Source organism: Pedobacter sp. (assembly GCF_035566355.1).
GTDB lineage: Bacteria > Bacteroidota > Bacteroidia > Sphingobacteriales > Sphingobacteriaceae > Pedobacter.
This window is the reverse complement of record NZ_DATMRL010000148.1, coordinates 1-13,461: the sequence shown is the minus strand read 5'-3', so window position 1 is coordinate 13,461 and position 13,461 is coordinate 1. Positions and strand designations below refer to the sequence as shown.

The window sequence follows — 13,461 nt, the reverse complement described above, 5'->3', positions numbered from 1 at the left end:
GGGAATCTGCAAACTGAGGCAATTGAGTCACTTCTGTAAGTTCTGTTTTAGGCAAAATAATGTCCGTGTTTACCGGCATACCCATAGCAAACTTTAGCTGGATTTCTAATTGTGTAATTTGGTTTAAAGTTTGTTCACGCTGTGTGATCAAATTGGTAAGCTTCACTTTGATCCGATCTACATCAATTTTTTTTGCTAAACCATTTTCATATTGATTAGATATAGCCTTTTCTGTAACTTTTACATTTTTGATGTTGTTGTCCAGCACATTCAGCTGCTGTCTGTTGACCAATACCTGATAATAGTTGTTGGCCACCAATTCAATAATTTGCTCTTCTGTTAACTGAGAAGTCAGGTTGTAATATTCTTCGCTGGATTTGGCTGCTTGCAGGCCTGTAAATACCGTTTGGTTAAACAATTGCTGTGAAAGTTGAACCCCGGCAGATGAATTCCAGTTCTGGCCTAATTTGATCGCTTGTGTAGTGCCTCCGAAATTGGCAACCAGTTGGCCAATAATCGGATTATAAGTTAAACCAGCGTTGCCTGTAATTTGAGGTAAGGCCTGGGCTCTCACTTCTTGTGTTTTGTATCTTCCACCATCAATGTCAAGTTTTGCTTTACGTACCTTCACACTGTTTTGTATCGCATAGTTCAACGCATCTTTTAACGTCAGCGTCTGCTGTGCATTTGCAGCATCCGCTATAAGTAAGCCCAACAGCAACAGCGGGATTAATTTTAGTTGTTTAATAATATGATTCATTCTTATAACGGTTGTGTGTTTTATTTCCTTAATCCTTTAATAAATATTCTAGACAGGCTAAGCTGTTTTTCCAAAATGACCTTAAAATCTTTTTTGCTAGGTATGAGTTCTTTGTAGCCATGCATTACGCATAATGAAGTGATACCCGCCAAGCTTTCCAGATAGAGTTCCGTGATTTTATTAAGATCGGAAACCTCTATATCACCTTGTACCACCGCAGCCTGAAAGATATGCGCATGGATTTCTACGTCTCTCTCTTTCATTTTTGTAACATGATTCTTTAATTCATCTGAATTGAATGAAGCATCATTACTGCCCGAAGAGAGGTGTAGCATATAATACTTTTGGAAAAAGCGGTGTTTGACTTCAATAAAATTGGCCAGGGTGGCCTCCAGCGAATTAATTGCGGGTTTTTCCTTGTGTATAGCCTCGAAATAGTCATCAAAGATTTTGTTGATTACTCCAAGGATTAAGCTGCTTTTGTCTGGGAAATAATAATACAAGGAAGGTTTTGATACAGACAGATCGTCTGCGATTTCATTCATTGTGGTTTTATTGATTCCGAAATGGGTAAAGCGTTTAATTGCTCCTTCTATAATTAACTCTCGTTTTTTGTCTGTCTCTAACATTCTACTCTTTTACTTTCTGACTTTTTTATTAATAAGGTCAAAAATACAGCCGAATAATGGTATATTAAAACTTAAGTTAAAAAAATAGGAGAAATGACTTTTTTGTGACTAAATATTTCGTTTTAATCCAGATAGAAAGATGTCGGCGAATCTTTTTTCTTTTACGAAGATTTGTTTGAACTGTTCTTTGCTCGGGAAAATTTTTCTGTCTTTGTTTAGGATATTGAAATGAATCCCCGCCAAAGCTTCAACAAATATTTCTGTAATATAAGCTGCATCATCAATAATAAATTCTCCGGCGGCACTTCCACGGTTCAAAAGGGAAGTAATGATCTTCAATTCAAAATCCTTTGCTTTATTAAATTTTTCAAACAAATCTGCCGGTAGTTCCGGGCCAATCATTTTGGAAAACTCCATTAAATTATAATACTTCTGGATATAGCCTTGTCTTTTCTGCAGAAGCATCATAATGCCTTCGGTACTTGTAGCCGTTTTTTCTACGGATTTCAGCAGATCTTTGCTGATGGAGTGCATGAGGTGTTCAATTACACTGACGTAAAGGCTCAGCTTGTCTGGAAAATAATAATAAAGCAGCGCTTTTGAAAAAGAGATGTCCTTTGCAATTTCTGTCATTGTGGTTTTTGCCAATCCATAATGAGCAAATCTTTTCAACGCTGCATTTATAATTAAAATTCTTTTCTTATCCTGATTTTCCATGTTGAACTGAATCCTGCCTTGCCTGAATGCTGATATTAACCTTATAAAATATTTGGGACGTTAAATTATGCATTTTTTTTAAATATTAACTTTAACATATTTATTACACATGTTAACGATTACATTTGCAGTGTTTAAAAAAAATCTAAGCATGTCTTTTATTCAGGAAAACGTTTCTTTAAAGCCCTTTAATACTTTTGCTATAGCTGCGGTTGCAAGATATTTCGTGGAAATTTTTAGTGAGGATGAACTTGTTCAGCTCTTGTCCTTAAATATTATTAAAGACAATGATCTGCTTGTTTTGGGTGGGGGTAGCAATATTTTATTAACCAAAGACTTTTCAGGACTTGTGATTAAGATCAGCATTCCGGGAATCAGCAGCCAAAAGGAAAAGGATGGGTTTCTGGTCACCGCGGGTGCGGGCGTGGTTTGGAATGATCTGGTTCAATATTGTGTGAGCAATGGTTTGGCCGGAGTGGAGAACCTGAGTTTAATTCCAGGTACGGTTGGTGCCTCACCGATTCAGAATATAGGTGCTTATGGAGTTGAATTAAAAGATGTTTTTCATAGTTGTAGCGCATTTGAGATTGCAACGGGGGCTAAAAAGGTTTTTAGTTATGAGGAGTGCAAATTTGGATATCGGGATAGTATTTTTAAGAATGAATTGAAGGGTAAATACATCATCTCATCCGTTCGTTTCCATCTTTCTGCCTCGGCAGATCTTAAAACAACCTATGGTGCCATTCAAGCTGAACTTTCTTCCAGGAATATATTGCAACCAACGATAAGTGATATTTCTGCTGTGGTCTCTGATATCAGGGTGAGCAAATTACCTGATCCCTCTACAATTGGTAATGCGGGAAGTTTTTTTAAAAACCCGGTGATATCGACAAGACAATATGAGGAGGTTAAACAATCTTATCCGGATATAGTAAGTTATCCGTTCGGGGAAGGACAAGTTAAGCTGGCTGCTGGGTGGTTGATTGAGCAATGTGGCTTTAAGGGGAAGGTGGTAGGGGAGACAGGGACATGGAAAAATCAGGCTCTTGTACTGGTAAATCATGGTCATGCCACAGGACAAGAAGTGTATAGTTTTTCGGAACAGATCATTAATGAAGTGTGCCAAAAGTTTGGCGTAAAATTGGAAAGAGAAGTAAATATTCTGTGACATTGCGTTGTTTGCGCTTTTGAGGCGGGTAAAAAGTTATTATAATAGCAAGTTCTTTTTTTGGTACATATGTTGTGTAAAGTTATATAAGTAAGATTAAACAAATTCGATAGCGTTAATTCTCACATCTTGTTTGTTCGCTTTTTTAAACACTTAAAAATTAAAACATTATGACAAAAAATGAATTCAATCTACAGTTGCACGACCATTCAGTTTCTTTACAGTCATTCGCTTTAAATTTTACTAAAGATATTGAAGATGCAAACGACTTGGTACAAGATACAATGCTAAAAGCAGTTACGTACTATAGTAAGTTTAAAGAGGGTACGAACCTGAAAGGTTGGTTATTTACCATAATGAAAAATACATTCATTAACAATTACAGACGTTTGGTCAAAACTAATGCACTCATCACCAAGTCAGAAGATATTTCCTCTGCTAACCTTCACTATAGTGCGACTAAAAACACCATCGACAGCAAATTTGTAATTGGGGATATCAATAAGGCTTTATCCACCCTGCAACCTGAATATTATGTGCCCTTCATTAAATATTTTGAAGGATATAAATACCATGAGATTGCAGATATGCTGGAAATTCCTATCGGAACAGTTAAAACAAGGATACATGTTGCAAGACAAATTCTTAAAAAATATTTAAAAACGTATTCTAAAGATATTTTAGGCGCTGATATTGTTTAGATATTAGCGGTGAAACCTGAGAAGAGGTGTTCCATGAAAATTGGGGCACCTCTTTTTTTGTTTAATTTTATTCCGGACCTGATTGTCTATTCTAAAACTCTATTTTTGTACGGATGAGATCAAGGACTTATAGTTATCATGGAATTACCGGTTTATACTAAACAGCAACTGGCTTTACGGAACGGGCAAGATAAACCTCAGATATGGGTTGCTTTTAAAGGGGTAATTTATGATGTGAGTGAAAGCCGTTTATGGCGAAATGGCAAACATTACGAACATTGGGCGGGTCAGGATTTGACAGAAGAACTGCCGGATGCCCCACATACGGATGCGGTTTTTGAGAAATTTAATCCCGTCGGCCGTTTGAATGTCTAGAAACCCCGGTTCGGGTATTTCTAGACATTGGATGTTTAACTCTTCGAAAAGGTTTAAATGGTAAAAGAACTCAGGTTAACAAATTCTTTGATTCTTGCAGTGATTTCTTCTTCCTTCAGGTTTAGGATTCTTTCTGTTCCAAATTTTTCTACACAAAATGAAGCCAGGGCTGAGCCGTAAATGATTGCATTCTTCATGTTATTGAAGTTAATCGTACCTACTTTTGCCATATAACCGATAAATCCACCAGCAAAGGTATCTCCGGCTCCTGTTGGATCAAAAACTTCTGCAAGTGGAAGAGCAGGAGCAGAAAAGATCTGGTCTTCATGGAACAGCAAGGCTCCATGTTCTCCTTTTTTGATGATCAGGTACTTTGGCCCCATGGTTAAGATTTTTCTGGCTGCTTTGACCAATGAATATTCTCCTGATAACTGACGGGCTTCTGCGTCATTAATAGTAAGTACATCCACAAGTTTGATTGTTTCCAGCAAATCGTCCATTGCAATGTCCATCCAGAAGTTCATAGTGTCCATTACAATAAGCTTGGGTCTGTTTTTTAGACGTTTGATCACCGTTTGCTGTACCTGAGGTGTTAAGTTACCCAACATCAGGTATTCACAATCCTGGTAGCTTTCAGGTATTACAGGATCAAAGTCGGCAAGTACATTGAGTTCTGTAACCAGTGTATCTCTGCTGTTCATATCATTGTGGTATCTTCCGGACCAAAAGAACGACTTACCACCTTCTTTAACCTGCAAACCTTCGGTATCTATTCCGTGGTTGTTAAAACTCTCAATGTCTTCTTTATGGAAATCATCGCCAACTACAGCAACTATTTTAACTTTGTTATAAAAGTAAGAAGCGGCCAATCCGGCATAAGTTGCGGCTCCGCCTACTATTTTGTCTGTTTTTCCAAAGGGGGTCTCAATGGCATCGAATGCTACAGTTCCTATGATTATCAGGCTCATATATGAAATCTTTATTTTTTTTTATTTTTTTTCACTGCAAATATTGCATAAATAAATTAAAACCCCTAATATTGCATTCCCAAAACGAACAAGGCTTTATGTTCTTTAATAGTTCAAAAAAGGCGTTTTGGGATTAAGCCAGCATCCCGAGTAGCTCAGCTGGTTAGAGCATCTGACTGTTAATCAGAGGGTCACTGGTTCGAGCCCAGTCTCGGGAGCAATATCAAAAGCCTTTCAGTTCGTCTGAAAGGCTTTTTAAATAGCCAGCACTCCTTCTTAGCTCAGCTGGTTAGAGCATCTGACTGTTAATCAGAGGGTCGCTGGTTCGAGCCCAGCAGAGGGAGCATAAGGGAACACTTATTTAAGTGTTCCCTTTTTTTTGTCCTCATTTTTTTACGGTGAGTCTGAATTGTCCTGGGTAATCTGATGTTGTTGCTCTGATATTTGGTTAGTTTCTTTCTGTAAGCCTGAAAAATCTCTTAAGTCTCCTATGCAGGTATGCGAAAATGAGACAATATGCGTGGACTTTGATACAATATGAAGATAACCCGGCAGCACTTTTACTTTACTTTTACGGTCTGAATAAAACATCAAATATATACTTATCCATGAACCAATCTAACCGACTTAAGTCCTTGGTCCTACTGGCCTATGCATGTCTGACGGGGACTGTGTACGCACAGGAAAGAAAGGCACCCGCTTATCCGCTGATCACCCACAACCCTAACTTTAGCATCTGGTCAAATACCGATCAATTGAACCATTCTGCCACAACGCATTGGACAGGTGCAGCGCACTCCTTATTGGGGCTGATTAATGTAGATGGGAAGATTTATCGTTTCCTTGGACAAGAGCAGACCAGCTACAAAACCGTATTGAGCGCCTCTGATGAAGCATCTTATCCTGTTGTTTACAGGGAAAACAAACCAGAGGGTGACTGGACTTTGCTCAACTACAATACTACCGGCTGGAAATCTGGCCGGGCGCCGATTGGCGATGATGAGAAGAATGTGAAAACATTATGGAAATCGGATGATATTTGGGTAAGACGGACATTCAATCTTAGTACGATCGCTGACATTAATGAACTTTTTTTAAAACTCAACCACGACGACAACGTTGAGGTTTTTCTGAACGGCACCAAGGTTTACCAGAAGAAAGGTTGGACAAGTAATTTCCAATATTTACCAATCCATAAAAAAGCACTTAAAGCTGGTCAGAATGTGATCGCTATTCATCTGGCCAATACGGCGGGTGGCCGCCTTTTGGATTTTGGTCTTGTAGACAAGCTAAAAGACAATGCCGGCCAAATATTGCTGGCTGAACAAAAAAATGTAGAAGTGAATGCAACGCAAACTGTATATAATTTTGCTGCCGGAAAAGTGAATGTTCAACTTACCTTCACTTCACCATTGCTGTTAAATGACCTGAGTTTGTTATCTCGCCCCGTTTCTTACATTACTTATAAGGTGAATGCAAATGATGGAAAAAAGCACGCCGTAAAAGTTTTCCTGGGCGCATCATCTGACATCGCTGTCTATCAACCTTCACAGACCGTTAGCGCACAAAAATATAATACGGAGAAACTGTCTGTCTTAAAAACAGGTACCGTTGAGCAGCCTGTTCTTCAAAAAGGGGCTGACGATATGCGTATCGACTGGGGGTATTTTTATGTAGCTGCGCCAAAAATTGCGGGAGTGATTCAGTTTACGACCAAAGGCAGCGAAGCGGCCAATGCATTCAGAAAAGGGTCTGTTTCATCAACCGCATCTAAAGGTCGTTCGCTTTCACTAAATACGATCATCCCTTTTGGAACTGTTGGTGAAGCGGCTGTTGAACGTTTTGTTGAGTTAGGTTATGACGAAGGGTTTTCCATACAGTATTTCCATACTGATTTGAGGCCTTGGTGGAATAACTCAGGCAAAGCTACTATTGAAGGCGAACTCACAGATGCCTTTAATGAATACCAATCTGTTATGCAAAAATGCAAGACCTTCGACAAAGAGGTTTATGCGGATGCTTTACGTTCTGGAGGGGCAGCTTATGCGAACTTGTGCGTATTGGCCTATCGTCAAAGCATTGCGGCGCATACACTGGTTAAAAGTCCCTTAGGTGAAACTCTATGGTTATCGAAGGAAAACAATAGCGGTGGTTTCATCAATACGGTGGATGTAACTTATCCCTCGGCACCGCTTTACCTGCTTTATAACCCCGAACTGATGAAAGGCATGCTGACCGGTATTTTTCACTTCACTGAATCAGGCAACTATCCGCACCCATGGGCTGCACATGACCTGGGCACTTATCCGAAGGCGAACGGGCAGACTTACGGTGAGCCCATGCCTGTAGAGGAGTCTGGTAATATGATTATCCTTTGTGCCGCGATTGCTAAAGTGGAGGGTAATGCGGCCTATGCAAAAAAACATTGGCAGACGCTGACCACCTGGGTTGATTATCTTGCCAAAGAGGGCTTGGATCCGAAAACCCAATTATGTACGGACGATTTTGCCGGACATTTGGCCCGCAATGCCAACTTATCCGTTAAAGCTATCGTTGCGATAGCTTGCTATGCGCAGATGGCAGAGAAATTGGGTGAAGTTGAAACCGCCAAGAAATATCGGGCTATAGCAGAAGGCATGGTACCTGAGTGGATAAAAATGGCTGACGCCGGCGATCATTATGCACTCACTTTTGACAACAAAGATACCTGGAGCCAGAAATATAACCTGGTTTGGGACAAAGTGCTGGGCTTACATTTATTTCCTCAGAAAGTGTATGATACCGAAACCCGTTATTATCTTACTAAAATAAATAAGTTTGGTATTCCGCTAGACAGCCGTAAATCATACACCAAGAATGACTGGATCGTTTGGACGGCAACTTTTGCTCCTCAAAGGGAGCAGTTTGAGGCATTGATCAGACCGCTTTATGTACACGCCCTGGAGACCCCATCGCGCGTGCCTTTGAATGATTTTTACGATTCAAAAACGGGCATCAGGGAAAATTTCAAGGCGAGAAGCGTAGTTGGTGGTTTTTATATGAAAATACTGGCTGATCAATTGAAATTAAAGTAATGTACAATAATGCACTGATCACCAAGCCGCACTACCCGATACTGGATGGTTTACGCGGTGTTGCGGCCATCATCGTCGTTACCTTTCACCTCACTGAACCGTTAGGGACAGGTCATCTGGATATTCTAGTTAATCACGGATACCTGGCTGTCGATTTCTTTTTCCTGCTATCAGGTTTTGTGATTGGCTATGCTTACGATGACCGCTGGGATAAAATAACCATTGGCAGTTTCTTTAAACGCCGTATAGAGCGTCTTCAGCCCCTGGTGATCCTGGGCATGACACTGGGAGCCATAGGATTCTACTTCACAGATTCGACGCTTTGGCCGCTGATCCATACTGTACCAATTTGGAAAATGCTGCTGGTTTTGCTGATCGGTTATACTATTCTTCCCGTGCCGCTGTCCATGGATATACGTGGCTGGCAGGAAATGCATCCGCTTAACAGCGTAGGATGGTCTTTATTCTTTGAATACATCGCCAATATTCTCTATGCGGTTTGGATAAGAAAGTTTTCAAAAACGGCGTTGTCTGTATTGGTATTGGTTGCAGCTGTAGCACTTGCACATCTGGCGATCACCAATGGGGATGTCAGTGGCGGATGGACATTGAACGTGGAGCAGGTGCGTGTAGGCATTACCCGCACGATGTACCCGTTCTTTGCCGGGCTGTTGCTTTCGCGTATTGCTAATCCTACCCGCATCAAACATGCATTTTTATGGTGCAGCGTTTTGGTAGCGATGGTATTGTATATGCCGCGTATTGGCGGTGCTGACCATCTTTGGATGAATGGGATATACGAGTCTGTTTGCATCCTTGTCGTTTTTCCGCTTACCGTTTACCTTGGTGCCAGTGGTGAGGTCCATAGCGAAATCGAACGTAGGATATGTAAGTTTCTCGGCGACATATCCTATCCGCTGTACCTGGTGCATTATCCGCTGGTTTATTTCTATGTGGCATGGATCAGCAATCACAAAGGTGTAACCATTATACAGGCCTGGCCTTATGCCTTAGCGATTTTGATCGGTGCAATTGTCCTTGCCTATATCAGTTTGAAGTGCTACGATGAGCCTGTTCGCAAATGGCTGCGAAAGAAACTTGGCTGAAAATAGACTTATCGTGAATCAGAAAGATGAAACTACAAATGCGGTGAAAGCTTTAAGGATAGAGTTTGATCGTTGGAGAAATAGCAGAAAGGACGAGTTAAACTTATATAACAGGAGTTGATTTTAATAAAAATTTTTATTGTTTGAGACAATAAAAACTATATTTATATCAATTATTTTGGTTCTCATTAAAGAAATGAGCTATGAACCTATTTACTCACAAAGTCTATTATCCAATATGAAAAGATATATCTTATTATTTCTTGTATTTACAGCCATTTCTGGATACGCTCAAAATTCCATAAATAACTACAAATATGTGGTTGTGCCAGAAAAATTTAACTTTCTTAAACAGAAGGATCAGTATAAGTTGAACACACTGGCAAAAATGTTTATGGAAGAAAAAGGTTTTACTGCTTATTTTGATAATGCTGATTTGCCTGCCGAGATTGCAGGAAATCGCTGCAATGCATTAAATCTGGACGTACTGGAGAAGAATGGAATGTTTACGACAAACCTTACTGTATTATTAAAGGATTGTAAAGGTAATGTAGTCTTTAAAAGTAAAGAAGGAAAAAGCAGGGAAAAGGAATATAGTACGTCCTATAACCTGGCTTTGAGAGATGCTTTTACTTCTCTGGATGACGTTAAGTACGCTTATAATGGAAGTGTTCAGCAGGCGGTTGCAACCCCCCAGCCAGCTACCGCAGCTGTGGCAGTACCAGCAGCAGTAGTTGCAAGCCCTGTTAAAGAAGTCCCTGTTTCTGCTGCTGTACCAGAGGTCAAACCAGCGGAAGGTACGTTGTATGCGCAGTCGACAAGTACAGGGTATCAGTTGATCGATACTACACCCAAAAAGGTGCTTACCTTATTTAAAACTTCGCAGCAGGACTACTTTATTGCTGACAATGGAACCTCTAATGGCATTGCCTTTAAAAAGAATGGAGAGTGGTTCTTTGAATATTATAAAGATGCCAAGTTGATTTCCGAAAAATTGCTGATCAAATTTTAAGCTGTTTACCTGTCAGTTTTGAATAATGTGATCATTTGCTGTTATTCTTGCAAAATTAGCGAGAATAATTAACTTTGGAACTTTCCGGTCAAAAAGGGAATTAAAGTTGAAATGAGAATATTATGTCTTTTTTTTAGTCTGATGGTCCTGATGCAAAGCGGCTTGCCTTGCAGGGATGACATCGTGTCTTCAAAACCGACATCTGCTTCTTATCAAAAAAAAGACAGTCAAACGCCATCACAGCAAAAGGACGACTGTTCCCCTTTTTGTGTCTGTATATGTTGTTCTACACCATCAATGCAACAGACTGAGCCCTTAATTGCTGTATCTTTTTCCAGTATTTGTTCTGATTATCCACAGGAAGATGTGGGGGGATTTATTGATATCAGTCTGCCCGTCTGGCAACCGCCAAAGCTTTCTTAAATCTTTTTTAATTAAAAGCCTAATTGCTTGTTTAACCAAGCACATTCAAAATTTTACAGGATAAAAATTCAGGTCAGTATTGCTGATCCTGAAGGCTAATATTAATTTAAATTTAAGATGTTTAATAAGATCATTTTATTTTCCATAAAAAATAAACTGGCTATTGGTGTAATGATGATTGCCCTAATTATTTGGGGAGGTTACTCATTGGCGAGGTTACCAATTGATGCGGTGCCGGACATTACCAATAATCAGGTCCAGATTATTTCTCAGGCACCAGATCTTGGTGCACAGGAGGTCGAACAGTTTATAACTGCCCCCATAGAACTGGCTATGGCCAATATACCACACGTTGTGGAGAAGAGGTCTATATCCAGATCGGGCATTTCAGTAATTACAATCGTTTTTGAAGATGATGCAGATATTTACTGGGCCAGGCAGCAGGTCAGTGCACAGCTTAAAGAGGCTGAAAGCTTAATCCCACAAAACCTTGCAAAACCCTCTTTGGCGCCTGTTACAACAGGCCTGGGAGAAATATATCAGTATGTACTTCATCCGAAAAAAGGATACGAGGCTAAGTACAGCGCCACAGATCTCCGTACCATGCAGGATTGGATCGTACGTACTCAACTTGCCGGAACAAAGGGTGTTGCCGAAGTTAGCGGATGGGGTGGTTATGTAAAACAATATGAAGTTTCATTAGATAATGAAAGACTGAATGCAAACAATGTAACCATTGCCCAAATCTTTAATGCCCTGAAAGAAAACAATGAAAATACAGGAGGGGCTTATATTGAACAGCACAGTAATGCGTATGCTATACGTGGCATTGGTCAGGTAAAATCACTGGCAGACATAGAAAAGATCGTGGTCAAAAATGAGAAGGGGATACCTGTTCTCATCCGGGATGTAGCCACGGTACAAATAGGTAGTGCGACCAGGTATGGAGCCGTAACCAGAAATGGCACCGGAGAAGTGGTTGCCGGTGTTACACTCATGCTGAAAGGGGAAAACTTTAATGAAGTGATTGAGAACGTGAAGGAGCGGGTTGCCCAGATTCAGAAATCCTTACCAGAAGGTGTAGTCATAGAACCTTTTATAGATCGGACCGAACTGGTGGGAAGAGCCATCGGAACTGTACAAAAAAATCTTATCGAGGGCGCATTGATTGTCATATTTGTACTGCTGCTATTGCTTGGCAACTGGCGGGCCGGGTTAATTGTAGCTTCAGTAATTCCTTTTGCAATGCTTTTTGCTTTTGCAATGATGCGGCTTTTCGGAGTTTCAGGTAACCTGATGAGCCTGGGGGCGGTAGATTTTGGTTTGATCGTGGATGGGGCTGTGATTATCGTAGAAGCCATTTTGTACAGGCTTACGGAAAGTAAGCTGTTCAAAGATGTGCCCAGGCTAAACCAGCAACAAATGGACGAGCAGGTATATCAGGCTGCTTCTAAGATCCGGGCTAGTGCCACTTTTGGAGAGATCATCATCTTGATTGTGTATTTGCCTTTACTGACTCTGGTCGGGATAGAAGGAAAGATGTTTAAGCCCATGGCCCAAACAGTAGCCTTTGCTATCATTGGCGCTTTTATTCTTTCTCTAACCTATGTTCCGATGATCAGTGCTTTATTCTTAAGTAAGGAAACACTGCATAAAGAAACGATATCTGATAAGATCATGAACAGGCTGAAAGCCTGGTATGCACCTGCACTGGAACGTGTTCTGAAATTTAAGAAGCTTACTGTTGGTCTTTCCCTGGGGCTTTTTGCTTTTAGTATAGTTTTGTTTTCTAATATGGGCGGAGAATTTTTACCCCAGTTGGAAGAAGGAGATCTAACTGTGGAAATTTCTATGATGCAGGGAACCTCTCTTTCTCAGGTGATTGAAACTTTCGGAAAGGCGGAGAAGATACTGAAGGAACAGTTTCCAGAGGTAAAGCAAGCCGTAACCAGAATTGGAAGTGCGGAAATTCCGACAGATCCGATGCCAATAGAAAGAGGAGATATGATGGTGGCCATGATTCCAAAGAAGGAATGGAAAACCGCAAAGACGAAGGAAGAGATGACAGAAAAGATGGAAGAGGCCTTATCCGTTCTTCCTGGAGTAAATATAGAGATTACCCAACCGATGCAGATGCGCTTTAACGAACTCATGACGGGAGTGAGGCAAGATGTTGCTATAAAAGTGTATGGAGAGGACCTGGATGTCCTCAGTAAGCATGCAAAAGAAATCGCACGTCTGATCACGCCGGTAAAAGGGGTTGGGGATTTATTTGTTGAACAGATATCCGGCTTGCCCCAGATTGTTGTGGTCTATGACAGGGACAGGATAGCACAATATGGACTGAGTATAGGAGATGTGAATACGATCTTGCGTACTGCCTTTGCAGGAAACGTTGCGGGTGTAGTTTTTGAGGGAGAAAAGAGATTTGATTTGGTGATCCGGCTTAAAAGAGAGCTCCGGGATAATATATCCAGTATTGAAAACCTGTATATTCCTTTGCCTTCCGGAAATAAAGTTCCGTTAAA

General features: G+C 40.5%; 11 protein-coding genes and 2 tRNA genes. 9 read left to right on the top strand and 4 right to left on the bottom strand.

Annotated elements, in window-relative coordinates:
• From VNZ46_RS05925 to VNZ46_RS05915, 3 genes are all read right to left on the bottom strand, one after another.
• A partial coding sequence (locus tag VNZ46_RS05925) for a TolC family protein (RefSeq protein ID WP_325559184.1) occupies nt 1–760 on the bottom strand: 760 nt, incomplete at its 3' end.
• A gap of 20 nt (nt 761–780) precedes the next feature.
• Nucleotides 781–1,389 (bottom strand): TetR/AcrR family transcriptional regulator, encoded by a 609-nt coding sequence (locus VNZ46_RS05920; protein ID WP_325559183.1) that lies wholly within the window; start codon nt 1,387–1,389, stop codon nt 781–783.
• A 108-nt stretch (nt 1,390–1,497) separates the two neighbouring features.
• A complete protein-coding gene (locus tag VNZ46_RS05915) occupies nt 1,498–2,106 on the bottom strand; it encodes a TetR/AcrR family transcriptional regulator (RefSeq protein ID WP_199076249.1) in 609 nt (202 codons plus the stop codon).
• 151 nt (nt 2,107–2,257) lie between these two features.
• Here VNZ46_RS05915 and murB point away from each other — a divergent pair, with 151 nt between their 5' ends.
• The 3 genes from murB to VNZ46_RS05900 all read left to right on the top strand — a co-directional run bounded on the left by murB (nt 2,258) and on the right by VNZ46_RS05900 (nt 4,350).
• Nucleotides 2,258–3,274, top strand: coding sequence for a UDP-N-acetylmuramate dehydrogenase (gene murB, locus VNZ46_RS05910; RefSeq protein ID WP_325559185.1), 1,017 nt, complete (start codon nt 2,258–2,260; stop codon nt 3,272–3,274).
• A gap of 170 nt (nt 3,275–3,444) precedes the next feature.
• On the top strand, nt 3,445–3,975 hold the full coding sequence (locus tag VNZ46_RS05905; protein WP_133782351.1) for an RNA polymerase sigma factor: 531 nt from the start codon (nt 3,445–3,447) through the stop codon (nt 3,973–3,975).
• 138 nt (nt 3,976–4,113) lie between these two features.
• On the top strand, nt 4,114–4,350 hold the full coding sequence (locus VNZ46_RS05900) for a cytochrome b5 domain-containing protein (protein WP_325559182.1): 237 nt from the start codon (nt 4,114–4,116) through the stop codon (nt 4,348–4,350).
• 53 nt (nt 4,351–4,403) lie between these two features.
• On the opposite strand, the gene VNZ46_RS05895 is transcribed toward VNZ46_RS05900, so the two are convergent.
• A complete protein-coding gene (locus VNZ46_RS05895) occupies nt 4,404–5,318 on the bottom strand; it encodes a PfkB family carbohydrate kinase (RefSeq protein ID WP_325559181.1) in 915 nt (304 codons plus the stop codon).
• Nucleotides 5,319–5,462: 144 nt separating this feature from the next.
• On the opposite strand from VNZ46_RS05895, the gene VNZ46_RS05890 reads away from it, so the two are divergent.
• The 6 genes from VNZ46_RS05890 to VNZ46_RS05865 form a co-directional block, all read left to right on the top strand.
• Nucleotides 5,463–5,536, top strand: a tRNA-Asn gene (locus VNZ46_RS05890).
• A gap of 52 nt (nt 5,537–5,588) precedes the next feature.
• Nucleotides 5,589–5,662, top strand: a tRNA-Asn gene (locus tag VNZ46_RS05885).
• A 264-nt stretch (nt 5,663–5,926) separates the two neighbouring features.
• Nucleotides 5,927–8,392 carry a glutaminase family protein gene (locus VNZ46_RS05880; protein ID WP_325559180.1) on the top strand — a complete coding sequence of 822 codons (2,466 nt, stop codon included), beginning with the start codon at nt 5,927–5,929 and terminating at the stop codon, nt 8,390–8,392.
• Nucleotides 8,392–9,498, top strand: coding sequence for an acyltransferase (locus tag VNZ46_RS05875; protein ID WP_325559179.1), 1,107 nt, complete (start codon nt 8,392–8,394; stop codon nt 9,496–9,498). The genes VNZ46_RS05880 and VNZ46_RS05875 overlap by 1 nt, the downstream gene beginning before the upstream one ends.
• A gap of 238 nt (nt 9,499–9,736) precedes the next feature.
• On the top strand, nt 9,737–10,510 hold the full coding sequence (locus VNZ46_RS05870; RefSeq protein ID WP_325559178.1) for a hypothetical protein: 774 nt from the start codon (nt 9,737–9,739) through the stop codon (nt 10,508–10,510).
• Between the two features lie 540 nt (nt 10,511–11,050).
• A partial coding sequence (locus VNZ46_RS05865) for a CusA/CzcA family heavy metal efflux RND transporter (protein ID WP_325559177.1) occupies nt 11,051–13,461 on the top strand: 2,411 nt, incomplete at its 3' end.